Below are 25,514 nucleotides of genomic sequence, written 5' to 3' on the forward strand. Positions count from 1 at the left end.
TTTTTCTGGAGGACAAACCCCATGGATCAAAGCAAGCCTTCGTTCTTTATCACGACGCCCATCTACTACGTCAACGCCGATCCGCACCTGGGCACGGCTTATTCCACCATCATCGCCGACGTTCAGGCTCGCTATCGCCGCTCCGCCGGCTATAACGTCAAGTTCCTGACCGGCATGGACGAGCACGGCGAGAAGGTCGCCGAGGCCGCAGCCAAGCACAACATGACGCCTCAGGAGTGGACCGACAGCCAGGCTCCGCACTTCAAGGAGCTTTGGAACAAGCTCGAGATCTCCAACGATGACTTCATCCGCACCACCGAGCCGCGCCAGCACCATGCCGTGCAGTACCTGTGGGAGCGCATGAAGGAGTCCGGCTACCTGTATAAGGGCAGCTACGATGGCTGGTACTGTGTGCCCGACGAGACCTACTTCACCGATACGCAGGTCCAGAAGGGCGACGAGGAGTACGGCAGCGTCGGCCAGCACCTGTGCCCCGACTGCCACCGTCCGCTGGAGCGCGTGCAGGAGGAGTCCTACTTCTTTAAGCTTTCCGCTTTCCAGGACAAGCTGCTCAAGCTTTACGACGAGCACCCCGACTTTGTCGAGCCTGCGTTCCGTATGAACGAGGTACGCAGCTTTGTCGAGGGCGGCCTTAACGACCTTTCCGTGAGCCGCACGAGCTTTGACTGGGGCATTCAGGTCCCGTTTGACGAGGGCCACGTGACGTACGTGTGGTTCGATGCGCTGCTCAACTACATGACGGCCGTCGGCTACGGTGTGGACACCGACGAGGCGCGTGCCGAGCTGGCCTATCGCTGGCCCGCGCAGTTCCACATCGTGGGTAAGGACATCATCCGCTTCCACTGCGTCATTTGGCCCGCCATGCTCATGGCCATCGGCGAGGCCCTGCCCGAGCACGTCTTTGCCCACGGCTTCCTGACCGTGCGCAATGCCGAGACTGGCAAGGCCGAGAAGATGTCCAAGAGCCGCGGCAACGCCATCGCTCCGCAGGACGTTATCGACATGCTGGGCGTCGAGGGCTATCGCTACTACTTCATGACCGATGTGGTCCCCGGCACCGACGGCGCCATCAGCTTCGATCGCATGGAGCAGGTCTACAACGCCGACCTGGCCAACAGCTGGGGCAACCTCATCTCGCGTTCGCTCAACATGAGCGGCAAGTACTTTGACGGCTGCGCGCCCGCCAAGCCCGCATCGTTCGATGCGTTCGACAACCCGCTGGCAAAAATTGCCGATGGCCTGGTCGATCGCTATATGGCCAAGATGGACGTGCTCGATTACGGTGGAGCTAAGGACGAGGTCATGGAGCTCATCCATGCTGCCAACCACTACATCGAGGACTCCGAGCCCTGGGCGCTTGCCAAGGACGAGGCCAAGGCTGACGAGCTGGCATTTGTGATCTACAACCTGCTCGAGGCCATTCGCATCGCCGCTCACCTGCTGATGCCGCTCATGCCCCAGACTTCTGCCGAGGCTCTGCGTCGCCTGTCCTGCGAGGACGAGGCCACGAGCGACGACCTCAAGGGCATTTGCGCTTGGGGCCTGCTTGCTGGTGGCCAGCCCGTCGAGAAGGGCGAGCCGCTGTTCCCGCGTTTGGGCTAAGCCGCTGCGCGCCATATCGGCAATTTGCTGTTTAGATGTAAGGGCATGGCCGCAACGGTCCATGCCCTTTTGCTTTACGATGCAGCCACCATGTTAAGGAGGCAACCATGACAACTTCGCCTTTGGCAAACCCCACGGCAACTAGGGAGCTGCTAGAGGAGTTTGGCCTTGCGACCAAACATCGCCTGGGCCAGAACTTCCTGATCGACAACCATGTGATCGAACGTATCTGTGAGCTCGCTGAGCTTGCGGGCGATGAGCGCGTGCTCGAGGTTGGCCCGGGCGTTGGCACGCTCACGCTTGCGCTGCTGCGGGAGGCGGCGTGCGTCACGTCGATCGAGGCCGATCCCGAGCTCGAGCCGGTGCTCGATGCTCACGCCGCCGACTATGCCAACTTCCGCTTTATCATGGGCGACGCGCTCAAAGTGACGCCGGAGCAGATTGAGCAGGCCGCCGGTGGTGAACCTACGGTGTTTGTCGCGAATCTGCCCTATAACGTGGCGGCAACGATCATCCTTCAGTTCTTCCAGACGATGCCCGCGCTTAAGCGCGCTGTCGTCATGGTGCAAAAGGAAGTTGCAGATCGTATTGCCGCAACGCCGGGCAACAAGACCTATGGCGGCTATACGGCAAAGCTCGGCCTGTATGCGCAGGTTACGGGTCGCTTTGAGGTGCCGCCGCGTTGCTTTATGCCGGCGCCGCACGTGGACTCGGCCGTCGTGCGTATCGACCGTGTTGACGGCGTGGTGCCCGAAGGACTCGACCGCGAGTTTGTGGCCCGCGTGATTGATGCTGCATTTGCTCAGCGTCGCAAGACCATTCGCAACTCCATGAGCGCCAACGGCTTTGCCAAGGACGTGCTCGATGCCGCCTTTGAGGCTTGCGGTATCGCATCCACCACGCGCGCCGAAACGCTTGATGTTGCCGACTTTGTCCGCCTGGCCCAGGAGCTAATCCATGACGCTTAATGCCGAACGCATGACGTTTACCAAGAAAAAGAAGACGGTTGCTTGTCCCGTGCCCTTGGCGCCGCTTGCCGACACGCATGCGCATCTGCTTTCGTTTTGGGGCAAAGAAGTGCCCGAGACGCTCGTGCGCGCCAAAGCCGCGGGCGTCGACCTGTTGGTGACGATGTTCGACCCCATCGCTGACAAACGCAGCGTGACGGACTATAGCGACTGGCTCGTGCGCGAAATTCTGCCGATGCAGGATATCCCTCAGATCAAGTATCTTGCCGGCGTGCATCCGTATGGTGCGCCGGACTATACCGGCGACGTTCACGCGCAGGTCGTTGCCGCACTCGATGACCCCTTATGCGCCGGTATTGGCGAAATCGGCCTGGACTACCATATGGACTATGACGACGATATCGCGCCGGCACCCCATAACGTGCAGATTGACTGCATGGCGCGTCAGCTCGAGCTTGCCGTGTGCCGTAACGTGCCGGTGGAGCTGCATCTGCGCCACGAGGACACGGACCATGAGCGTACCTCGCATGTGGACGCCTACAACGTGCTTCGTGAGGTGGGCGTGCCCCAGGCCGGTTGTGTGCTGCACTGCTTTGGCGAGGACCGCGCCACGATGGAGCGCTTTGTGGAGCTGGGCTGCTATATCGCCTATGGTGGTGCGGCTACCTTTAAGCGCAACGACGACGTGCGCGAGGCATTCGCGGCAACCCCACTCGATCGAATTTTGTTTGAGACGGATTGCCCGTATATGGCTCCGGAGCCCATCCGCGGTCTTGAATGTGAGCCCGCAATGATTTCCATTACGGCAAACGCGCTGGTTAACGACCGTGTCGATCGCACAGGTGAGGACGCCGAAACAATCGCGCAAGCCGCTTGGGAAAATGCCTGCAAACTTTTTCAAAAATAGTTCTTGCGTTCGCGGTGGCGCTCCGTTATTCTAATTCCTGCACGCGGGCGTGGCGGAATTGGCAGACGCGTACGGTTCAGGTCCGTATGGGGGCAACCCCATGAAGGTTCAAGTCCTTTCGCCCGCACCATTAAATAAAAGAGCTCCCAGCAATGGGAGCTTTTTTTGTTATGGGCCCATCACAGGGACTTGAACCTGCGAAGGAGCGAGCGTAAAGAAAACGCGGAGCGTTTTTAGCGAGCTGGCGAGGACGCCGGCAGGCGGCCGAAGCCGGTGCGGATACGCGGACGTCCTTTCGCCCGCACCATTAAATGAAAGAGCTCCTAGCAATGGGGGCTTTTTTGTTATGCACGATCTCCTTGGACGGGTATCCTAGTGCCAACGTATGCCTATCAGAGGAGAGACCATGCTGTTGTCCGGTATCATCGCCGCCCTTACCAGCCTTTTGATTCCCATCATCATTTTGTTGTTACTGCTTCCCAACGCCTGCTATGTCGTTGAACAACAGCATGCCGTGATCATCGAGCGTCTGGGCAAGTTTAACCGCATCGTCAACGCGGGCTTCCACATGAAGGTGCCCGTGATCGACCGCAAGGCCGCCACGGTGAGTCTGCGCACCATGAAAAACGGTTTTGGTATCGACGTTAAGACCCAGGACAACGTGACCATCGGCCTTGAGGTCTCTGCTCAGTACCACGTGAGCTATGACATGGGCGCCGGCCCGGCAGATTCGGGTATCTACAAGAGCTACTACATGCTGCAGGAGCCCGTCGACCAGATGCGTGACTTCATCACCGACGCCCTGCGCTCTTCGATCCCCGTCTACACACTCGATGAGGTCTTTGCCAAGAAGGATGACATCGCCAAGGATGTCAACGCTACCGTTTCCGAGCAGATGGCCGCCTACGGCTTCACCCTCGTGTCGACGCTCATCACCAAAATCGCACTGCCGACCGAGGTTGAGAACTCCATGAACGACATCAACGCTGCCCAGCGCAAGCGCGCTGCGGCACAGGAGCTCGCTGAGGCCGACCGCATCAAGCGCGTCACCGAGGCGACCGCCGAGGCCGAGGCAATGGAAAAGGCGGGTGAGGGCATCGCCAACCAGCGCAAGGCCATCGCACTGGGTATCAAAGATTCGCTCGAGATCATCCAGGAGACGGGTGTCGGCAATGACGAGGCCAACCAACTGTTCATGTTTACGCAGTGGTCCGAGATGATGACGGAGTTCGCTCGCACGGGTAAAACCTCGACGGTTGTGCTACCGAGCGACTTCTCGCAGTCGGCCTCTATGTTCGAGCAGATGCTGGCTGCCGGTAAGGTTCAGAACGATTCGAAGGAGTAGACGCGCGTGAAATACACCGTCGTTTGCGTCGGTAAGCTCAAGGAGCGCTTTTGGAAGGACGCGTGCGCTGAGTACACCAAGCGTCTGGGCGCCTATGCCAAGGTTGATATCCGCGAGGTGGCCGATATCGACCCGGCTAAGGCGGGCGGCGTGGATGCCGCGCGCGACAAGGAGGGGGTGGCGATTCTTGCTGCCTTGCCGTCTCGAGCGCATGTGATCCTGCTGGCCATTGAGGGCAAAGAGCGCTCAAGCGAGGAGTTTTCGGCGCGGCTCGATGATCTTATGCTGCGTGGTAACAGCGACATCGCCTTTGTGATTGGCGGATCGGACGGCGTGAGCGATAACGTGCGCGTACGAGCCGACGAGATGCTCAGCTTTGGACGCATTACCTTGCCGCATAACTTGGCGCGCGTGGTGCTGCTAGAGCAGATTTACCGTGCCTGCAAGATCAGTCGTGGCGAGCCGTATCACAAATAGGTCGGCAATAGGAAACAATGGCGTGGGACAATACCTTTCGTTTTGAGGAATGTGTCTGAAAGGACTATGTGATATGAAGATCGGATTTGTCGGTTTTGGCAATATGGCGAGCGCTATGGCCGATGGCTGGATTGCCGCCGGCGTGGCAGCGGGCGACATGTGCGCTTGCGCAGGCCGCTACGATGCTCTGGTTGAGCGTTGCGAGGCGCGGGGCATGGCTGCCTGCCACGATGCGGCGGAGGTTGTTGCCGCGTCCGATATCGTGGTTGCGGCGGTCAAGCCGTACATGATCGAGAAGGTATTCGCCCCGCTCAAGGATGCTCTTGCCAAAAAGGTCGTACTGTCGGTTGCCTGGACCTGGGACAGTGCCAAGTGGGAGCAGGTCCTGCCGGGCGTCGCGCACATCTCGACGGTGCCCAACACACCGGTTTCGGTGGGCGAGGGCGTCATCGCTTGCGAGAAGGCTTCCACGCTCAGTGATGAGCAGAGCGCAGTGGTGCTTGATCTGCTTGGCAAGCTCGGTGCGGTGGTCGAGCTCGATACGAGCCTGCTGTTTGTGGGCGGCACGGTGGGTGGTTGCGCTCCGGCATTTGTCGCTATGGCAATCGAGGCCCTGGGCGATGCGGCGGTCAAGCACGGTATCCCGCGTGCCGATGCCTATCGCATTGTGAGCCAGATGGTGCTGGGTACGGCAAAGCTGCAGCTTGCAACTGGCCAGCATCCTGCGGCGATGAAGGATGCCGTATGCTCGCCCGGTGGCGCCACCATCAAGGGCGTCGTTGCGCTCGAGGACGCCGGCATGCGCAGCGCCCTGGTCAAGGCAATTGACGCAACTCTCCAATAAAACCGACCAAAAAAGACAGGTTAATTTTGGCAGGTTTTTCCTGCGGTTTTGTCACATGTACGAAAAGCGCCCCGCAACTGGCTCAATTCCAGTTGCGGGGCGCTTGCATTTGCCCAGATAAAACCGACCAAAATAAACCTGTCCCTTTTTGGCAGGTTAGTCCCAGAAGCTGTCTTCCTCATCCTCGGACTTGGGTCCGCGGTCGACGTACATCTTATGGGTACGCTTCTCCATTACAAAGGCAAGAATCGCAAATAACAGGATGCCGCCGGCGAAAAGGATGGCAAAACCGGTGCGGGTGCCAAACAAAAAGGAAAAAACTGCGTCCATTGGGTGCCTTCTTGCGTAGTTGAGTTGGGTCGTAAACGCTCATAAGTATATACTTGCCCATACATGTACAAGGTTGCAACCTAAATGGAATGTATATCGCCGGAGGATCTAATGCTTGATATCAAGTTTGTTCGCGAGAACCCCGATGCCATCGATGTCGCCATGGCTAACCGCCAGACGTCTTGGGATCGCGAGAAGTTCTTTGAGCTCGACGACGAGCGCCGTGCCGTCATCACCGAGGTCGAGGAGCTCCAGGCTACGCGCAATGCCGAGTCCAAGAAGATCGGCGCCCTGATGAAGGAGGGCAAGAAGGAGGAGGCCGAGGCCGCCAAGGAGGCCGTGCGCGCCGTCAACGAGAAGATTGACGGTCTGGCCGAGCGCCGCACCGCTCTCGAGCAGGAGCAGTACGACTTCATGGCTCACCTGCCCAACATTCCGTGCGAGGCCACCCCGTACGGTAAGGACGAGGACGAGAACATCGAGCGTCGCCGCTGGGGCACCCCGCGCGAGTTCGACTTCGACTTTAAGCCGCACTGGGATCTGGGCACCGATCTGGACATCCTCGACTTCGAGCGTGGCAATAAGCTCTCCGGCAGCCGCTTTACCGTTCTCGGTGGCGCCGGCGCCCGCCTGGAGCGCGCCCTTATCAACTTCTTCCTCGATACGCACACCAGCCGTGGTTTTAAGGAGTGGTGGCCGCCCATCGTCGTCAAGCGTCAGACCATGTTTGGCACGGGTCAGCTGCCCAAGTTCGAGGACGACGCCTATCACGTCTCGGGCGACAACTTCCTGATCCCCACCGCCGAGGTCGTGCTTACCAACCTGCACGCCGGCGAGGTCCTCGATGCCGACACTCTGCCGCGCCGCTACACCGCCTTCACCCCCTGCTTCCGCGAGGAGGCCGGTTCCGCCGGTCGCGACACCCGCGGCATTATCCGTCAGCACGAGTTCGACAAGGTCGAGATGGTCAAGTTCGCTAAGCCGGAGGAGTCTGACGAGGAGCTCGAGAGCATGACCGCCGAGGCCGAGTACCTGCTGCAGCAGCTGGGCCTTCCGTATCGCGTGATTAGCCTGTGCACCGGTGACTTGGGCTTCTCTGCCCGTCAGACCTACGACGTCGAGGTCTGGCTGCCGAGCTACAACGCCTACAAGGAGATCAGCTCCTGCTCCAACTGCGGTGACTTCCAGGCTCGCCGCGCCAACATCAAGTATCGCGACCCCGAGAACTTCAAGGGTTCGCGCTACCTGCACACGCTCAACGGTTCCGGCCTGCCGGCCGGCCGCACCATGGCCGCCATTCTGGAGAACTACCAGAACGCCGACGGCACCATCACGATCCCCGAGGTCCTGCGTCCTTACATGGGTGGTCTCGAGAAGATCGAGCCGGTCGCGTAAGTTGGCTGCATAGGGGATATGCAAGGGCGCTCCTTCGGGGGCGCCCTATTTCGTGCGCAGGTCCATACCATGCCGTGCGGACAGCTCAATAGAAAACACACGAACAACTGTTCTGTATACAGCCATCTACCTGCTATGCTTTTGCTAAATAAGAGCGAGAGAAAGGGGACGCGATGGAGCTGTTTGATGATCGGGTGGTTTTGTTTGAGAGCGACGAGGGCGGGGAGTACCTGCTTGTAACGTGTGAGCCGTCTGGCATGGGCGGCCTGGTGGTTCGGCAGACGAGCGAGGGTCCGTTGACACAATGGTGCTTTGAGGAGTCGCCGCATGTGGTCGAGACCTTTGTGATGCACGAGGGACTTGTGGTGCTGGAGCACTTCTATGGAGTTGGGACTTCCAACCAGGTCGCGCGCATGCTGAGCATCTCGTTTGCCGATTATGACTGTGCCCAGCGGGTGAGATCGCTCCTGAGGGAACTTGATGCTAAGTTTGACGTAATCGAAAAGCCAATCGATCGTACGGGGAACAGCGGTATATGCGGAGCAGCATGACAAAACTGCGTTCCACAAAAAAGTTTGAGATTGAGCTTGACTCCAATAAGCTAAAGTGGTTTTATATGTCTTGCGCTGCGGCGTTACCTCAGCTGGATAGAGGGTCTGACTACGAATCAGAACGTCATAGGTTCGAATCCTATACGCCGCACCAATTGAACTTGAAGCCTCCGGCGACGGAGGCTTTTCTTTTATGTCGCCGCTGCATGGATTCGAACCTCGGTCGAGGCGCGAGCGCCAAGAAAACGCGGAGCGTTTTTAGCGAGCGGGCGAGCACGCCGGCAGGCGGGCGAAGCCGGTGCGGATCCGCGCAGCGGATGCGCGGAATCCTATACGCCGCACCAATTAAAATCGAAAGCCTCCGGCAACGGGGGCTTTTCTTTTACGCCGCCGCTGCATGGATTCGAACCTCGGTCGAGGCGCAGGCGTCTTAATCAGCACTCCGTAAAATTTTTCCAAATTGTCGCTTGACCCATCGAGGGGTCACGTGCATAATAATCCGTGCGTTGCGGCGTTACCTCAGCTGGATAGAGGGTCTGACTACGAATCAGAACGTCATAGGTTCGAATCCTATACGCCGCACCAATTGAGTTTTAAGCCTCCGGAAACGGGGGCTTTTTTATATCGCGATGCGTCGAAGATCGCATCAAGTGGTCAAAATGAGTAAAAATCAAATTCAATAACTTTTTTTGAAAAACGCTTGACCTTTATTCAGTCCATGTGCATAATAATCAACAAGTCGCGGCGTTACCTCAGCTGGATAGAGGGTCTGACTACGAATCAGAACGTCATAGGTTCGAATCCTATACGCCGCACCATTTGAGATTAAAGCTCCCGGCAACGGGGGCTTTTCTTTTACGTAAGCACCGCATGGATTCGAACCTCGGTCGAGGCGCGGGCGTAAAGCGGACTATTTCCTGTCGACTCGTGTAAGATTTCGAGTAGGTGTCGCGGCCCATCCGTGACCACTCCTTCTTCAAGCGACCGATCAGGGTGATACTTCGTGGCAGAGCGTCCGACATACAAGCTCAGGTTTCTCGATCCCAAGAAGCGCTTTCCGGCGATGCCCGAGCAGCCCGCGGGGCGCTCGTATGGTGTTGTCTGGAAAGTCTTTGGCGAGGATCAGCATGAATCTTGTTATGTCGTCGAATTCGTTGGCAAAAGCCATGTGTCGCTTTTGGGCTACGTAAGCGTTTCGGGTGAGGTGTACAAGGTGGACCGCCCCGTTAGCGAGGCTCCGCTGCCCAACGATCCCGACATGGAGCTGGTCCTTGACGAGTCGGATTCCAGTATTGGTGAGATTATGGTAAGGGAAGCCAACGGTGCAATGCGTACGTGTGCGCAAACTGCCGGCTCTCCCGAAGGCCCCATGCGCGAGCAGTCCGACCACGAGACATGGAATTCGGCCCGCTCCCTTCCTTACGGCGAGTTCATGGCGTCGATGTTCCTGCGCTACGTGATATTTGCCAACTCCGAAAGCGCTATTGCGAACACGGCGGGCGTCGACGGTCTCGATGCGGACATGCAAAACGTTGTCGACAAGATCAAGCTCGTAAAGTTGCCCGAGCCGGTCGAGGTGTTTTTGGGCTTTAACACGTCACCGCTCCCCGATGCTATCGAGACGCTGCTTTACCGCGTTGACCATGCCGAGAATCCGAGCGGTATCGAGCGCTATGCCGCCACCCTTATGAGCGAAATTGACTTGCCCCGTCTGCGCACCATTGCCGCCAAGTCCGAAATGAGCCTGGCGCGCATCGACCGGTCAAAGCTGTTTTATCTCAATTTTGATCGTAGCTTGCTGGACCAGGACGAGATTGACATGCTGCTTGCCATCGAGTGCCGTCTCAACCGCCTCTCCGGCATCCTTGAGCGCATCGGGGCCGGATTGGTCCCTGCGGCATCCTCGCCGAGCCTTGAGGGCTGCGCGCTCTTTGATTCGTGGCATATCGCCAAGACGACCAACGATGTTCCCCGACTGCTCGATACGGCCTCGAGCGATAACCCGTGGGGCAAACCGGGTACGGTGGCTTGCCAGCCGGGCGGTGAGTGGGATGTGCGTACCCGCTTCGCGCGTATCGTCGAGGCACTTAACGTTGTCACACGGCTCGACTATACCTATCGGGCAAACGTTGCCGAGGGGATTATGCTCGTTCGGTTTGGGCAGTCTGTCGTTGATGCCATGCCGCAACGTGAATACGACGCTCAAGATGACGCCTGGCGCGAGCTGGACGAGGACACGCGCGCGGTCTGGGCCGCGGAACACGATGCGCGCGTGGCACTCACGCTTGCGGCAGCGTGTTTTGCCGCGGGCACCTGCATCACGCGCTGCTATGTGCAGATTGCTGCTCCCGACAGTGAGCAGGGCGAGCGCGTTGTCGCAACGTATTTCTTTGGGCGCGCGGCCTATCTGGCCGATTGCGTGCCTGTCGCCAAGGATCTTGAGAGCATGGACATGGACGATATGCCGTGCAAGCGTGTACTTGAGGCGTATGAGTCAACTGCTCCGGAGACGATTGAACCTGCGGAGGTTCATGCTCGTCCGCGTGATGACCATCGCACGCTTCCGCCGGCGCTGCGCGATTTGCTGCTTGCCGATACGGCTGACGAGTTGGAGGTCATGGAAGAGGACGACGACCCATACGTGGCCCGTGTTGTTGAATTGCGCGAGCAGGCAAAAGTCGACCGTACAGGTGCTTTTGAAGGCTTTTCCCGTCTTGTTGAGGAGTTGGAGGCTAAGTGCGCCGTTGCCGAGCTTTTGGCGACAGGTCCGGTTCAAACGCAGTTTTGCGATAACCAGCTGGTGCGCATGGTGCTACCGGTGTTGGAAGAAGACCGCTCTGTGCGAATCCTTCGTGCGCCCGATGCGCTGTACTTTGCCCAGCACGAGATCTGCAGCTTTTACGTCGAGCAAGAGGACTTTGAACGAGCACTGCCCGAGGTGCGCCATCTTTACGATCTGGCGCGCTCGTCCATGCAATCGCACTTTGCGCTCATCAACGTTCTTGCGCGTCTGGAGCGCTTTGACGAGATTATCGAGGTGGCGCGCCACGGCCTACGTATTGCCAGCGATCGCTCTGCAATCGGCTACCTGTTCTATCGCCTGGCGTTTGCCTATTGGAATTGCGATCAGCTCGACCTGGCGCTGGCTTGTTACCGTCTGGTGCCACGCGGCGAGGAGTCGGGCAGCAGCGCGCTGGAAGAAATGCAGGGCCTTATGAACGAGATGGGCGTCAGCGAGCCTCCGACGTTCGAGGAAGCGGTCGAGACCATTCGCAAGGCTGGACTCGAGCTGCCGCCAGTGTCCGCCGTGACGAATCAGCTGGCAGATGCCGCTGTTCAACTGGTCGACAACGGCTTCTTTTTCCTGGCACGCGGTTGCATCTTCCAAATGTGGCGCACCATGGGCAACGACGAGCTCGGCTCCCTCAACCGCTCGCTGGGGTAGGGGCGATATAGAGGGGCCGCACCGCGCTATTTGTATCGGCGCGGGCGGGAGGACCCGGCAGGATCAGTAAGGCATAAAGCCGCCGAGCCTGCTAAAACTGTTAAACTCTGCTAAAGTTGCTAAACTTTGTTAAAGTTGTTAAAACTAGTAGAGGAGGGCAGAATGACGAAAGCTGTTAACCCCTTTAAGCCAACGGCGGGCATGAATCCGCCTGAGCTTATCGGACGGGACACTGTTTTGGATGACTTTGCCGAGGCTCTTGAGAATGGTCCTGGTGCCCCCGATCGACTCATGCGCATCTCGGGCGTCCGAGGCACAGGTAAAACGGTGCTCCTTAATGCATTGGGTGACCTTGCACGCAAAAAAGGATTCGAGGTCGTTGACGTTGCCTCCAATGCTGGTTTTTGCAATAGAATCCTCGAGGCTCTGCAGCGAAACGTTCGTCTTGAATCAATCTCGATTTCCCCATCGATTTTAGGGGTCAGCCTTGGCTCCATGGAGATGTCGAAGTCGGCCTCTCATCTGGGCGAGGCGATGTACGATGCTGCGAAGCGCGGTGGTCTGCTCATTACGCTCGACGAGATCCAGGATGCCTCAACTGAGGAAATGCGCGAGCTAGGCAATGAGATGCAGCTCTTGATCCGCCAAGGAGCGAATGTCGCTTTCGCTTTCGCCGGGCTGCCGACATCGGTAGATGGCGTGGTGGTGGATGATACGTTGACGTTCCTTCAGCGAGCCAAACATGTTGAACTTACTCGGCTTTCCGATTTTGAAGTTGGCGGATCGTTTGAGGATACGATGAGACGAGCGGGCAAGGAGCTCGACAAAGGTGCCGCTGAGCTATTAACAAAAGCTTCGGCAGGCTATCCCTTTATGGTCCAGCTGGTCGGATATTACGCTTGGCAGGTTGCTGCGCGCAGTGGGGCGGAGAGCGTGAGCGAAGAGGCGGCTCGTAAGGGTATCCAGGCGGCTCTTGATAGCTTTAATGCTATGGTGATTGCCCCAGCGCTGCGCAGGGTGTCGGAACGGCAGTTTCAGTATCTCGCGGCGATGGCTCAATGCGAGGGCGTCGATATCGCCAACGGCGATATCGCCAAGAAGATGGGTTTGTCGGCGAACAAAGTTGGGTCATATCGCAAGCGTCTGATCGATGCGGGGTTGATTGAGCCCGCGGGCTATGGCTGTGTTTCGTTTGCAATTCCGTATATGCGCGACTATTTGTTGGAGGCGGTGCGGGAAAGGTAAAAATGGAATCGCTCCAAATTCCCTCTTGCCCATCCTCGACTGTTTGGTTACTATAGAACGGCTGTTACGGAGAGCTGACCGAGAGGCCGAAGGTGCTCGCCTGCTAAGCGAGTATGCCCCAAAAGGGCATCTGGGGTTCGAATCCCCAGCTCTCCGCCAGTTTAACTTTAAAGAAGGGTCCCATCGGGGGCCCTTTTTTATTATCGAGAAAGGGCGCTGGGGATTCGAACCCGAGAGGGCACGGGCGTTAAGCAAACGCGAAAGCGTTTGTAGCCCGTGGGCGAAAAGCCGCCAGGCTTTGAAGCCGGAGGGCATGCGTAGCATGCCCGGACATCCCCAGCTCTCCGCCAGTATGAATTGAAAGAAGGGTCCCATTCAGGGCCCTTTTTTGATTAGGAGAATGTTAACTGGGGATTCGAACCCTCAAAAAATGAGGCGCCCCGTTGGACGCCTCCTTTCAGCGAGCGTATTGTTCTTCGACCCTACACCTCGGGTGCCTTGGCTACGGTCTCGCTCTCTGCCGTGAGTGGCCGGTTGTCGATGCGGCGGCCCAAGCGATCGAGCTTCACAAGGAGCCATTCAATGGGATTCGGCCCTGCACCTTCCTCGTCGGCAACTAGGTCCATGACGGCGATCTTGGTGTCGTCCTGCTTGAGCGTAACGCTGCCCACCTTGTCGCCCACATGCACCGTGCCCGAAAGATCGTCGTAGCTAACCTTTTCGGTCACCTCGCCGGCAAGGGAAAACACGGTCGCTTGCGCCGTAGGATCGGCGAGTGTGGCGTCGATCGTCTTATCCGTCCAGTCGGTTTGGCCAATGCGCGCCATAAGCGGGTTGCCGTTGGCGGTCTTTTCCTGCGTGTTGGCGATCGCGACCGTCACCTTGTGACCGTAGTACCAATTGGCAAGGGTTGCGGTATCGGTAAAGCGCTGGTCGGTGGTGGTGGAGTTCAAAACGACGGTGTAGATCTCGTCGCCATCGCGGTTGTAGGCACTCGTAAAGCAATAGCCTGCATCGTCGGTGGTGCCGGTCTTGCCACCGATGTTGCCATCTTGGCCCAGCAAATAGTTATGCGTGTCCATGGAGTGCGAATGGTCGGTGCCGTCGGCGCCCGTGACCTCGATCCAAGAATCCTCGCTCGCTACGACCTCGCGGATCGTGTCGTTTTTCATGGCCTTCTGCATCATTAGCGCTACGTCATGTGCGGTTGAGTGCATATCGCCAGCCCACTCATCAAAGTCCAGACCATGCGGGTTTTCAAAAAGCGTACCGGTGCAGCCGAGCTTCTTAGCGCGCTCGTTCATGGCCTTCACAAATGTGGCCTCGGCGTCTTTGGTCTTAGGGTCGATCTTCTTGCCCACATATTCGGCGAGCACGATGGCGGCGTCGTTGCCCGAGGGAATCATCAGGCCGCGCAGTGCCTGCTCCACGGTAAGCTCGTCGCCTTCGAGCAAGCCGGCGGTCGAATTACCCACGGTGGCTGCGGCGTTGCTTACCGTGACCTTCTCGTCCATCTTGCAATTCTCGACGGTTAGGATCGCGGTCATGACCTTGGTGATCGAGGCGATCTTGACCTGCTCATCGGCGCCACGGGCATAGTAGACGGTGCCGTCTTTGCCCATGACGAGGGCATTGGTCGCATCGATATCGGGCAGGTTTTCGGCCGTGATGCCGCGCGCATCGGCGGTTTTGCCGCAAACATTGTCGGTCGTGAGCACTTGGGCGCCGGCGACGGTGGGCACGCCAGCGGCAAGGGCGATAGCGCAGACAAAGCCGGCGGCAAGCTGGGCTGAGCGCTTTGCAAAAGAGGTGAGGGACTTCACGGATTTCGCTTTCGACGGGATGGTCTCTTCTGGAACTAGAGTATATCGTTTGCCGGCGTCGGCGATCATCGCGTGCGTGCGTGGCCCACATCCGCGCCCGAACGGGCACAAGGGTGCTTAAGGCCGACTTAATCACCCACGCTTGTTGTGTGTGGCATGCGTCGCCTCGGGCATAATGGAGCGCGAGAGGAGCACGCATGAACGAGCGCATTTTGGTAGTTGATGACGAAAAGGCCATCGCCGACTTGGTTGGTATCTACCTTACAAAAGAGGGCTTTGATGTCCAGATTGCCTATAGCGGGGCCGATGCGGCCAAGGCAATCTTGGAGCAGGAGTTCGATCTGGCGCTGCTGGATGTCATGCTGCCCGATATCGATGGGTTTGAGCTGCTGCGTACGATCCGTTCCAGCCATACCTATCCCGTGATCATGCTGACGGCGCGCGATGCCCAGCAAGACAAGATCGAGGGTCTTTCGCTTGGCGCGGACGATTACGTGGTTAAGCCGTTCCGTCCGCTGGAGCTCATCGCGCGCGTGCACGCTCAACTTCGCCGCTACACCAGCTACGGTAGCCGCGCACAGGCGGCCGAGTCGCTGACCCTCCAGCTCGACGGCCTGGAGATCAACCGCGATGCTCGTTCCGTGACAGTGGACGGTTCACCGGTTCGCCTCACGCCCATCGAGTATTCCATCTTGCTGTATCTGGTCGAGCATCGCGGCAGCGTGGCGGCCGTGGAGGACCTGTTCCGCGCGGTGTGGAACGAGGACTTTATGCCCGGCTCCAACAATACGGTGATGGTGCACATTCGCCACCTGCGCGAAAAGATCGGCGACGACGCACAAAAGCCGCGCTTTATCAAAAACGTCTGGGGCGTCGGCTACATAATCGAATAGCGCCTTTGATGGTGGGGAAGTGGATATGACAAAAGACGATAGGCAGGCATTCGAGGTGCCCGATCGACTCTTTGAATACGTGAGGTCGGTCGTCGACAACCGCGCGCTTGCAACGGTGCTGCTCTTTTTGCTGAGCCTGCTGCTGATTGGCATCGATAACATCGCCGGAATCTTGGCGGTGCTGCTTATCGGCTTTTTGCTGATCGATCGATTCGAAATCGTTCGCCGCTGCGTGGTGATTGGCGGCGCCGCGTGGGCCATGACGTTGGCGATTGGCGCCATGGCGCTCGGCGGCATTGAAGGGCCGGTGCTGTTCGATGCCGGCTTTGTATTCAACATGCTTGGCTTTGTGCTGGCGCTTGCCGTGTGCGTGCTGTTCTTGTGCGGCCGCGCCCTGTACTACCAGGGCTACGAGCAGGGCGAGCAGCATGCCGATTGTGTGCTGGCCGCTCGTATTCAAGATCGCCTGATCGATCACCCCGACACCTGGGACAACATCGACGGCGACTTCTTGGAGGCCGAGGGCGCCCTTAACCGCGTGCGTGACCGTGAGCGCAAGGTGCAGCAAGCTCTGCGTGACGAGTCGCATCGCAAGGACGATCTGGTCACGTACTTGGCACATGACCTGCGCACCCCGCTTGCCAGCGTGGTGGGCTATCTTTCGCTGCTGCAAGAGGCTCCCGAGCTGCCGGTTGAGCAACGTACGCACTTTACGGGCGTGGCGCTCGACAAGGCGCACCGGCTCGATGCACTCATCGAAGAGTTCTTCGATATCACGCGCTTTGACTTCCACGATATCGTGCTCACGCGCGGCTATGTTGATCTGGGGTTGCTGCTGGCTCAGGTGACTGACGAGTTCTATCCCATCCTCAACGAGCAGCATAAGGAAGTCCAAGTTGATATTCGCGAGGACCTGACGGTGCTCGTGGATGGCGACAAGATGGCCCGCGTGTTTAACAACATCATGAAAAACGCCGTCGCCTATAGCTATGAGGGCTCGACTATCACGATCGAGGCCGGGCGCCAAGACGATGGCGGCGTGCGCGTGCGCTTTATCAATCAGGGCGATCCTATCCCTGCGGCTAAGCTCAAGGTGATCTTTGAGAAGTTCTATCGCCTGGATGCGGCGCGTGCGACCAATCGCGGTGGTGCCGGTCTGGGCCTTGCTATTGCCAAGGAGATCATCGCGGCACACGGCGGTACCGTTGCATGTGAATCGACGCCCGAACACACGATATTCACCATCGAGCTGCCCGCCGCATAGCCAGCGTGCCCTTACAAACACTTGACAATGCGCTCACGTGCATATGAGCCGCGATTTCTACTATCGATACTGCTGAATTGATATCGATGTGGAGGTATGCGGTATGACGGCTGCTGCGGCTGTGGAGCCCACGGAGCTTGAAGAACTCATGAAAGCGCAGGCCGAGGCCGCGCACGAGCGCGAGGTTGGGGATGCGACTCGCCCCACGGCAGAGGATCTTGCCGCCTCGCCGACGCGCATCGACGTCGAGGGCCTCGACCTGTTCTATGGCGACCATCATGCGCTCAAGGACGTGAATATCAAGATCCGCGACAAGCAGATCACCTCGTTTATCGGGCCTTCGGGCTGCGGAAAGTCCACGTTGCTGCGCTGCTTTAACCGCATGAACGACGGCATCAAGGATTGCCGCATCGAGGGCAAGATTGCGCTCGATGGTCAAGATATCCTGGGCGATTACGACATCTGCCGTTTGCGCCAGCGCGTGGGCATGGTGTTTCAGCGCCCCAACCCGTTTCCCATGAGCATCTACGACAACGTCGCCTACGGTCCTCGCGGCATGGGAGTGCGCGACCGCGTCGTGCTCGACGAGCTGGTCGAAGACTCCCTGCGACGCGCCGCCCTGTGGGACGAGGTCAAGGACAAGCTCAAAGAATCGGGTCTGGGTCTTTCGGGCGGCCAGCAGCAGCGTCTGTGCATCGCCCGTGCGCTGGCCGTGCAGCCCGACATTCTGCTGATGGACGAACCGACCTCGGCGCTCGACCCCGTATCGACGCTGGTGGTGGAGCAGCTGGCCTGCGAGCTCAAGGAGACCTGCACGCTCGTGGTCGTGACGCACAACATGCAGCAGGCCGCGCGTATTTCCGATTCGGTCGCGTTCTTTTTGCTGGGTGAGCTGGTGGAGCACGCGCCCACCGCGCAACTCTTCAAGAATCCGACTGATCCGCGCACGGCGGATTATTTGACGGGCCGTTTTGGCTGATACCATCTAGTACAGGCACCTTTAGGGTTAAGATGCGGTCATGCCGGCCGCAAAGGGGTTCAACATGATCTATTACGTCGAGGACGATGACAACATCAGGGATTTGACGGTCTATGCGCTGCGCAAGCAGGGAATCGAGGCCGAGGGCTTTTCGTGCGATGGCGAGTTTAAGGCCGCCGTGGCGCGACGGGTACCCGATGCTGTCCTGCTCGATATCATGCTGCCCGATACCGATGGCTTGGCGATTATGCGTCGACTGCGTGCCGATCGCCTGACGGCGACGGTGCCCATCATGATGCTTACCGCCAAGGATACCGAGCTCGACAAGGTGATGGCGCTCGATGGCGGTGCCGACGATTACCTGACTAAGCCGTTTTCGCTCATGGAGCTCGCCAGCCGCTGCCGCGCACTGCTGCGTCGCGGCGGCATGGTCAAACAGGCAAGCGATGTGCTCAGCGTGGGCGACATTGTGCTCTCGCCCAGCCATCGTGAGGTGACTGTTGCCGGCGAGTCGCTTAAGCTCACCCTGCGCGAGTTCGACCTGCTCGAGTACCTCATGCGCAAGCCCGGCGTGGTCTTTACCCGCGAGTCGTTGCTGCAGAGCGTGTGGGGCTGGGACTTCGACGGCGGTTCGCGCACCGTTGACGTGCACGTGCAGACGCTTCGCCAAAAACTGGGCGAGCATGCCAGCGCCATCGAGACCGTGCGCGGCGTGGGCTACCGCTTGGCCGAGCCTTCTGCCGGTGATGGTGCCGAAGGTGACGACACCGCGGCCACCGCATCGGAGGAGTAACCCGTGGTCTTCGCCCCCCAGGGAAAACATACGCTGTCGCACCGCGTTTTTGTGACGATCTTTGTCTGCGCCATGGCGGTTATCGTGGCGTTTACGGTGCTGGGTGCGTTCTTTGTGCAAAACACCTTGGCGGATGCCACGAGTGCCAATCTGGCGCAGGAAACCGAGCTCATTGCTGCCGCCCTCGACGAGCAGCAGGAGCCCATCCCGTTCTTGCGTAGCCTCGATCGAGAGGACTTGCGCATCACGCTGATTAACAAGGATGGATCGGTTGCCTACGACAACGAGGCGTCGCCTTCCACACTGCCCAACCATGGCGATCGCCCCGAGGTCATCGAGGCCTTTGAGAGTGGTTCGGGTTCCGCGGAGCGCGCAAGCTCTACGCTCGACGAGATTATGCTGTATCGCGCCGTCGCCCTTGATAACGGCCAGGTTGTCCGCTTGGCGCAGGCCCAGCCTGGCGTTGCGGCGATTTTGCTGTCGATGGTGGCGCCGATGCTGCTTATCGCAGCAGCGGGTGCGGTACTCTCGTTTTTTATGGCGCGCCGCGAGTCCCGTGCCATCATCGCGCCTTTGCAAGAGGTGGATTTGGACCACCCACGCCGTAGCTATGAGCACGCCTATGCCGAGATGGTCCCCATGCTTGAGCGTATTGAGTCGCAGCGCCAGGAGCTCAAGCGCCAAATGGCGGTGCTGGCGGACAACGACCGTATGCGCCGCGAGTTCACGGCGAATATCACCCATGAGCTCAAGACGCCGCTTACGGCGATTTCGGGCTATGCCGAGCTCATCGCAAACGGCATGGTCGAGGGCGAGGGCGACCTGCGCAACTTTGGCGGTCGCATCTATCGTGAGGCGGGCCGCTTGGCAGCGCTTGTCAACGATATCCTTACGCTGTCTAACTTGGACGAGGCCGAGCGTGCAGCTGAGGGCGAGGCGGTGCCCATTGGGTCCACGGAGCCTATTGAGCTCTCACGTGCCATCTACGCGGTCGAGCAGCGTCTTGAACAGGTCGCCCGTCAGGCGAATGTGACGATAAGTCATGAGACCAAGCCTGTGGTCATCGAGGGCGTGTCGCGCTTGCTTGACGAGCTCATCTATAATCTGGCAAGCAACGCCATCCGCTACAATCGACCCGGCGGTACGGTTACGCTGCAGTGCGGCACCAACGACGAAGGCCATCCGTTCCTTGCGGTCGCCGACACGGGAATCGGTATCGCGCCTGAAGAACAGGGCAAGGTATTTGAGCGGTTCTATCGCGTGGACAAGAGTAGGTCCAAGGCACGCGGCGGAACCGGTCTGGGGCTTGCCATTGTCAAGCATGCGGCCCTGTATCATCACGCCACGCTCGATCTGTCGAGCGAGTTGGGCGTGGGAACCACCATTACGGTGACGTTTCCCATACAGCAGGACGAGCCATTCGCATAGCGATATAACATAGATATTGATGCAGACGCCGCATTTGACTTTCGGGTGCGGCGTTGTTGTGCAATTTTACGATTGCTTCCGACATTTTTACAGGAGAGCCTGTTTCTTATGTATAGAGTTTGGTCTCGGTAAAAAGATGCGATAACATACGGACAGTTTTGTCAATCCGAACTGGGGAAATGAAAGGCAAGCTGCATGACCCTTCTCGAACTGTTCCAGCTGCTGAAGAAGCACCTTCAGCTGGTCATCACCCTTCCGGTGGTCTGCGCGATCGCCATGGGCATCGTGTCCTTCGTTGCGATGGACAACACCTATACCGCGACGACGAGCATGTACATTCTCGCCAAGACCGACGATAGCGGTCAGATGAGCTACAACGATCTCTCGGCGAGTCAGATGCTTTCCAACGATATCGCCACGCTGCTGGATAGCGATAGCGTTAAGAGCGGCGCAGCCAATGAACTGGGCCTCACCGATCTGGATGACTACAAGGTGTCTGTTTCCTCCGAGACCACCACGCGTGTCATTACGCTTTCGGTTACCGGCACCGATGCCAAGGAGACGGCTAAGGTCGCAAAGGCCATGGCCAGCTCGGTGAGTACGGTCGCTCAGAACGTCGGCGCTGCCCAGAGCATCAACGTTATCGACGAGGCTAAGACCCCCGAAGCCCCCAGCGGTCCCAAGCGTATGCTGTACGTTGCTGTCGCGTTCCTCGCCGGTATCTTTATCGCAGTCGCCTATGTCGTTTTGGCAGACATGCTCAATACCCGCATCCGCGGTGCCGAAGAGGCAGAAGAGCTCCTGGGCATTCCCGTTGTTGGCCGAATTCCGGCTATGAAAGGTGGTAAATAGGCATGGCTAAGGCAAAGAACACCGATAAGCTCGTTGTACAGAATGCCGCCAAGACCCTTCTGGCCAACATCCGCTTTGCGAGCGTGGACGACCCCATTCGCTCCATTACTGTCACGTCCTCGATTCCCAACGAGGGCAAGTCTACGGTTTCCATCAACCTTGCCCAGGCTATCGCCACGAGCGGCAAGTCCGTGCTCCTGGTCGAGGCCGATATGCGCCGCAGGTCCCTTTCCGATATGCTCGGCGTTCGTTCGCGCGGCGGACTCTATGCGGTCCTTTCCGAGCAGATCTCCATTGACCAGGCAATTGTCGAGACGGGTCAGAAGAACTTCTACTTCCTCGATGCCGAGCCGCACATTCCCAATCCTGCTGACATCATCGTCTCTCACCGCTTTGCCAAGCTGGTAAAGGCACTGTCCGCCAAGTTTCAGTACGTCATCTTTGATGCTCCCCCGGTCGGCACCTTCATCGATGCTGCCGAGATCGCAAGTCTGACCGACGGCACGCTGTTCGTGGTGCGCGAGGACTTCACCAAGCGCGAGGAGGCACTCAACGCTATCGGCCAGCTTAAGAAGTCCGAAAAGGTCAAGCTCATCGGTACCGTTATGAACTACTGCGAGACCGAGACCAGCGAGTACTACTACTCCTACTACACCAAGGACGGTAAGAAGGTGAAGAAGGGCTCCGACGATCAGGGGACTTCCAAAAAGGGCATCTTCACCAACCGAGCAAACGTTTAGTTGATTAAGGCTGACCTATGCGTGACATTCATTGCCATATCTTGCCGGGTGTAGACGACGGCGCCGCCGATCTCGATGAGAGCTTGGCGATGCTCGAGGCTGCCAAGCGGGCCGGTGTAACCAGAATCGTTTGCACTCCTCACTGCCGTGATCCCTATTTTGATTACGACAAGATGTGGGATGCCTTTGAGCTGCTGCGTGATAACGCTGACGGTTTTCCGCTCCAGATGGGCTTCGAGGTCAACCATCGAAAGCTCGTTGAGCTTGGTATCGATGCCGCGGAGCACTTGCATTTCGATGGGACCAACGAGTTTCTGCTCGAGCTTTCGACGCATGCCGATGCGTATGCGTTTAGAGAGTACGAGAACACGATTTACGATTTGCAGTGCCGTGGCTACCAGGTGATCATCGCTCATCCTGAGCGCTATCGTGCGGTTCAAAAGGATGTAAGCGTGGCGGAGCGTCTGGTCGATATGGGCTGCAAGCTGCAGGCTTCGGCGGACTTTATTGCCGGCGGTCGCTTTGGTCGCGAGAAAAAGCCGGCACAGCGCCTGTTCGATCAGAACCTGTACAGCTTCATCGCGAGCGATGCCCATAACGTGGGTCATTACGACTGCCTGGCGAAGGCTCGCGCGAAGTTTAGCGTGCGCGGAGCTCATTTTCGCTAATATCTGTCCCTAACGTTCGCATTGAATGAAAGGGCAGCCATGGATATCCAACTTAAGACGGGATGCTTTGATGACGCGGCGTTGGTGCGCCGCGTCGTTTTTATGGACGAGCAGGGCTACGAGAATGAGTTCGACGCTATCGACGAGGATCAGAACTGCATTCATGTGACGCTCTATGTAGACGGCGAGCTTGCCGGTTGCTCGCGCGTGTTTCCCGAGGAGCTTGAGCGCGTGGCTGACGCAGAGGCCCCGGTGTTGCCGGCATGCGACATGGACGAAGGCGTTGCGGCGGGGGAGGCCTACATTATGGGGCGCGTCGCCGTGCTGCCGGCTATGCGTCGTCGCGGACTGGCGAGTGCGATCGTCGAGGCCAGTGCTTCGTGTGCACGCGATGCCGGCGCTAAGCTTATTAAGCTGCATGCGCAGGAATACGTGTTGCCGCTCTATGCAAAGGCGGGCTACACGCAAATTGCCCCGGTAGATTACGAAGACGAGGGCCAGCCCCATGTCTGGATGGCCAAGCGCGTAGATGGCAGATAGGGACGTTCCTTTTCTGCCGGCAGCTGGGGACACTCCTTGGCAATTGACGCATTGGAGCGCTCGGACATACAGTTTTTCGATTCCGTATGTATATATGCGCGCTATTGGGTTATAAAATCTAAGTCTGAACATAGCAGGTCTGCGATGCGGCTCGGGCAACCGGGCCGTTTTTGCGGACGGGGGTAGCGCGAAAGGACTGCACATGCGTCAATTTAAGACCGAGAGCAAAAAACTGCTCGACCTCATGATCAACTCCATCTACACCAATAAGGAAATCTTCCTGCGCGAGCTTATCTCTAACGCGAGCGACGCCGTCGACAAGCTCAACTTTAAGAGCCTGCAGGATCCGAGCGTCAAGATCAACCAGGGCGACCTGGCCATTCGCGTCTCCTTTGATAAAGACGCCCGCACCATTACCATCTCGGATAACGGCATTGGCATGACCGCCGAGGAGCTCGAGCGCAATCTGGGCACCATCGCCCATTCCGGCTCCGAGGAGTTTAAGACCGAGAACGCCGAGCAGCAGGGCTCCGATGTCGACATCATCGGCCAGTTTGGCGTGGGCTTCTACTCTGCCTTTATGGTTGCCAGCCATGTGAAGGTCGTCAGCCGCGCCTATGGCGAGGATGTCGCCCATGTGTGGGAATCCGACGGTCTTGAGGGCTACACCATCGAGGACGGTGAGCGCGCCGAGCACGGTACCGATGTCATCCTGACGCTGCGCGAGAACGAGAAGCTCGATGCCGACGGCGAGGCCGAGACCTACGATCGCTTCCTGACCGAGTGGGGTCTCAAGAGCCTGATTCAGCAGTACAGCAACTATGTGCGCTACCCGATTCAGATGATGGTGTCCAAGAGCCGCCAGAAACCCAAGCCCGAGGACGCCGGCGACGATTACAAGCCCGAGTACGAGGACTATCAGGAGCTCGAGACCGTCAATTCCATGACACCGATCTGGAAGAAGCGCAGCTCCGATGTCGAGCAGAAGGACTACGACGAGTTCTACAAGTCCACGTTCCACGACTTTGACGATCCTGCGCGCACCATCAGCTTCCACGCCGAGGGCACGCTCGAGTATGACGCCCTGCTGTTTGTGCCGGGACGCGCGCCGTTCGATCTGTACAGCAAGGACTACGAGAAGGGTCTGGCGCTCTACAGCTCCAACGTCCTGATCATGGAGAAGTGCGACGACCTGCTGCCCGACTACTACAACTTTGTCCGCGGCGTCGTGGATTCCGCCGACGTGTCGCTCAACATCTCGCGCGAGACGCTGCAGCAGAACCGTCAGCTCAAGGCCATCGCCAAGCGTGTGGAAAAGAAGATTACCGCCGACCTTGAGGATATGCGTGACAACGACCGCGAGGCCTACGAGAAGTTCTTTGAGAACTTTGGCCGCGGTCTTAAGTACGGCATCTACTCGAGCTATGGCATGAAGGCCGATGAGCTCGCCGACCTGTTGCTGTTCTGGTCTGCCAAGGAACAGAAGATGATTACCCTGGCCGAGTATGCCAAGGGCATGCCCGAGGATCAGAAGGCCATCTACTACGCCGCCGGCGACTCGCGTGAGCGCTTGGCCAAGATGCCCGTGGTAAAGGGCGTGCTCGACCGCGGCTATGACGTGCTGCTGCTGACGCAGGATGTGGATGAGTTCACGTTCCAGGCTATGCGTGAGTACGTTGCCGCCGATATGCCCAAGATCTACGAGGACGATGCCGCCCGCGAGGCTGCCGAGAAGGCCGTGGCCGATGGTGCCGAGCCCGAGGTTGAGGATCGTCACCTGGAGCTCAAGAACGTCGCAACCGGTGATCTTGACCTGGCGACCGAGGACGAGAAAAAGGAGGCCGAGGACGCCACCAAGGAGAACGAGGACCTCTTTAACGCCATGAAGGAGGCACTCGGCGACAAGGTCGAGAAGGTTGCCGTCTCTGCGCGCCTGACCGATGCTCCCGCGTGCATCACCACCGAGGGCCCGCTTTCGCTCGAGATGGAGAAGGTGCTCCAGAAGGGTCCCGAGGGCGCGCCCGACGGTATGCCCAAGAGCCAGCGCGTGCTCGAGCTCAACGCCAAGCACCCGGTCTTTTCCAAGCTCGTCGCCGCTCAGAAGGCGGGCGACGCCGACAAGATCAAGCAGTACTCCGGTTTGCTCTATGACCAGGCCCTGCTGGTCGAGGGCATTCTGCCCGAGGACCCCGTTGCCTTCGCAGCAGCTGTTTGCAACTTGATGTAGTTAGGTATTTACGCGGTTTTACCAAACCGCGTAACGGCTCGACGCTGCCCTCAGTTCCGCCGTTCTAACGAACGGCGGACCAGTCGACGCTGCGCGGGCGCCAGAGCGACAACTTGTCATTCAAAGAGGACGGCATGACCAGAAGGTCTATGCCGTCCTCTTTTCATGCCAATTTGT

22 protein-coding genes and 5 tRNA genes are annotated in these 25,514 nt (G+C 58.5%); 25 read left to right on the forward strand and 2 right to left on the reverse strand.

What is annotated here, in order from left to right; all coding sequences use genetic code 11:
- Positions 1-21 precede the first annotated feature (21 nt).
- The 7 genes from metG to proC all read left to right on the forward strand — a co-directional run bounded on the left by metG (position 22) and on the right by proC (position 6,164).
- A complete protein-coding gene (gene metG / locus AAA069_RS04470; protein WP_349127678.1) occupies positions 22-1,623 on the forward strand; it encodes a methionine--tRNA ligase in 1,602 nt (533 codons plus the stop codon).
- A gap of 107 nt (positions 1,624-1,730) precedes the next feature.
- Entirely contained in the window at positions 1,731-2,591 is an 861-nt protein-coding gene (rsmA, locus tag AAA069_RS04475; RefSeq protein ID WP_349127679.1) for a 16S rRNA (adenine(1518)-N(6)/adenine(1519)-N(6))-dimethyltransferase RsmA, read from the forward strand.
- Positions 2,581-3,498, forward strand: coding sequence for a TatD family hydrolase (locus AAA069_RS04480; protein ID WP_349127680.1), 918 nt, complete (start codon positions 2,581-2,583; stop codon positions 3,496-3,498). Before rsmA ends, AAA069_RS04480 begins: the two co-directional genes overlap by 11 nt.
- Before the next feature lie 43 nt (positions 3,499-3,541).
- Positions 3,542-3,628: transfer RNA gene (locus AAA069_RS04485), tRNA-Leu, on the forward strand.
- A gap of 276 nt (positions 3,629-3,904) precedes the next feature.
- On the forward strand, positions 3,905-4,843 hold the full coding sequence (locus AAA069_RS04490; RefSeq protein ID WP_117746891.1) for an SPFH domain-containing protein: 939 nt from the start codon (positions 3,905-3,907) through the stop codon (positions 4,841-4,843).
- Between the two features lie 6 nt (positions 4,844-4,849).
- Complete coding sequence (gene rlmH / locus AAA069_RS04495; protein WP_349127681.1) at positions 4,850-5,320, forward strand: 23S rRNA (pseudouridine(1915)-N(3))-methyltransferase RlmH; 471 nt, start codon at positions 4,850-4,852, stop codon at positions 5,318-5,320.
- A gap of 73 nt (positions 5,321-5,393) precedes the next feature.
- Positions 5,394-6,164 (forward strand): pyrroline-5-carboxylate reductase, encoded by a 771-nt coding sequence (gene proC / locus AAA069_RS04500; RefSeq protein ID WP_349127682.1) that lies wholly within the window; start codon positions 5,394-5,396, stop codon positions 6,162-6,164.
- 156 nt (positions 6,165-6,320) lie between these two features.
- Here the strand turns inward: proC and AAA069_RS04505 are convergent, their stop codons facing one another.
- Positions 6,321-6,494: a DUF6724 family protein gene (locus AAA069_RS04505; protein ID WP_006235069.1), complete on the reverse strand. Its 174-nt coding sequence runs from the start codon at positions 6,492-6,494 to the stop codon at positions 6,321-6,323.
- Positions 6,495-6,605: 111 nt separating this feature from the next.
- On the opposite strand from AAA069_RS04505, the gene serS reads away from it, so the two are divergent.
- From serS to AAA069_RS04545, 8 genes are all read left to right on the forward strand, one after another.
- On the forward strand, positions 6,606-7,889 hold the full coding sequence (gene serS / locus AAA069_RS04510; RefSeq protein WP_035136826.1) for a serine--tRNA ligase: 1,284 nt from the start codon (positions 6,606-6,608) through the stop codon (positions 7,887-7,889).
- 173 nt (positions 7,890-8,062) lie between these two features.
- Positions 8,063-8,440, forward strand: a complete 378-nt coding sequence (locus AAA069_RS04515) for a hypothetical protein (protein ID WP_349127683.1) — start codon at positions 8,063-8,065, stop codon at positions 8,438-8,440.
- Positions 8,441-8,517: 77 nt separating this feature from the next.
- Positions 8,518-8,594, forward strand: a tRNA-Arg gene (locus tag AAA069_RS04520).
- Between the two features lie 354 nt (positions 8,595-8,948).
- Positions 8,949-9,025 (forward strand) — tRNA-Arg (locus AAA069_RS04525).
- 156 nt (positions 9,026-9,181) lie between these two features.
- Positions 9,182-9,258 (forward strand) — tRNA-Arg (locus AAA069_RS04530).
- Positions 9,259-9,443: 185 nt separating this feature from the next.
- Complete coding sequence (locus tag AAA069_RS04535) at positions 9,444-11,885, forward strand: hypothetical protein (RefSeq protein WP_349127684.1); 2,442 nt, start codon at positions 9,444-9,446, stop codon at positions 11,883-11,885.
- Positions 11,886-12,047: 162 nt separating this feature from the next.
- Positions 12,048-13,130, forward strand: coding sequence for an AAA family ATPase (locus AAA069_RS04540; RefSeq protein WP_349127685.1), 1,083 nt, complete (start codon positions 12,048-12,050; stop codon positions 13,128-13,130).
- 68 nt (positions 13,131-13,198) lie between these two features.
- Positions 13,199-13,289 (forward strand) — tRNA-Ser (locus tag AAA069_RS04545).
- A gap of 323 nt (positions 13,290-13,612) precedes the next feature.
- Here the strand turns inward: AAA069_RS04545 and AAA069_RS04550 are convergent.
- The gene (locus tag AAA069_RS04550; protein ID WP_158556993.1) at positions 13,613-14,953 is read right to left on the reverse strand and encodes a D-alanyl-D-alanine carboxypeptidase family protein; all 1,341 of its coding nucleotides are present in this window, start codon (positions 14,951-14,953) and stop codon (positions 13,613-13,615) included.
- 197 nt (positions 14,954-15,150) lie between these two features.
- On the opposite strand from AAA069_RS04550, the gene AAA069_RS04555 reads away from it, so the two are divergent.
- From AAA069_RS04555 to htpG, 10 genes are all read left to right on the forward strand, one after another.
- A complete protein-coding gene (locus AAA069_RS04555; RefSeq protein ID WP_117848144.1) occupies positions 15,151-15,846 on the forward strand; it encodes a response regulator transcription factor in 696 nt (231 codons plus the stop codon).
- Positions 15,847-15,871: 25 nt separating this feature from the next.
- On the forward strand, positions 15,872-17,110 hold the full coding sequence (locus AAA069_RS04560; RefSeq protein ID WP_117848142.1) for an ATP-binding protein: 1,239 nt from the start codon (positions 15,872-15,874) through the stop codon (positions 17,108-17,110).
- A gap of 103 nt (positions 17,111-17,213) precedes the next feature.
- A complete protein-coding gene (gene pstB, locus AAA069_RS04565; RefSeq protein WP_229026348.1) occupies positions 17,214-18,089 on the forward strand; it encodes a phosphate ABC transporter ATP-binding protein PstB in 876 nt (291 codons plus the stop codon).
- 64 nt (positions 18,090-18,153) lie between these two features.
- Positions 18,154-18,882 carry a response regulator transcription factor gene (locus AAA069_RS04570; protein ID WP_050766101.1) on the forward strand — a complete coding sequence of 243 codons (729 nt, stop codon included), beginning with the start codon at positions 18,154-18,156 and terminating at the stop codon, positions 18,880-18,882.
- 3 nt (positions 18,883-18,885) lie between these two features.
- Positions 18,886-20,310, forward strand: a complete 1,425-nt coding sequence (locus tag AAA069_RS04575) for an ATP-binding protein (protein ID WP_271737930.1) — start codon at positions 18,886-18,888, stop codon at positions 20,308-20,310.
- Between the two features lie 195 nt (positions 20,311-20,505).
- Positions 20,506-21,162, forward strand: a complete 657-nt coding sequence (locus AAA069_RS04580) for a Wzz/FepE/Etk N-terminal domain-containing protein (protein ID WP_022094058.1) — start codon at positions 20,506-20,508, stop codon at positions 21,160-21,162.
- A 2-nt stretch (positions 21,163-21,164) separates the two neighbouring features.
- On the forward strand, positions 21,165-21,902 hold the full coding sequence (locus AAA069_RS04585; protein ID WP_196031722.1) for a CpsD/CapB family tyrosine-protein kinase: 738 nt from the start codon (positions 21,165-21,167) through the stop codon (positions 21,900-21,902).
- 17 nt (positions 21,903-21,919) lie between these two features.
- The gene (locus AAA069_RS04590) at positions 21,920-22,570 is read left to right on the forward strand and encodes a CpsB/CapC family capsule biosynthesis tyrosine phosphatase (RefSeq protein WP_022094060.1); all 651 of its coding nucleotides are present in this window, start codon (positions 21,920-21,922) and stop codon (positions 22,568-22,570) included.
- A 39-nt stretch (positions 22,571-22,609) separates the two neighbouring features.
- Positions 22,610-23,110, forward strand: coding sequence for a GNAT family N-acetyltransferase (locus AAA069_RS04595; RefSeq protein ID WP_138114010.1), 501 nt, complete (start codon positions 22,610-22,612; stop codon positions 23,108-23,110).
- Positions 23,111-23,312: 202 nt separating this feature from the next.
- On the forward strand, positions 23,313-25,337 hold the full coding sequence (htpG, locus tag AAA069_RS04600; RefSeq protein WP_161115698.1) for a molecular chaperone HtpG: 2,025 nt from the start codon (positions 23,313-23,315) through the stop codon (positions 25,335-25,337).
- Positions 25,338-25,514 lie beyond the last annotated feature (177 nt).

It is taken from the genome of Collinsella sp. CLA-SR-H006 (assembly GCF_040097075.1).
Taxonomy (GTDB): Bacteria; Actinomycetota; Coriobacteriia; order Coriobacteriales; family Coriobacteriaceae; genus Collinsella.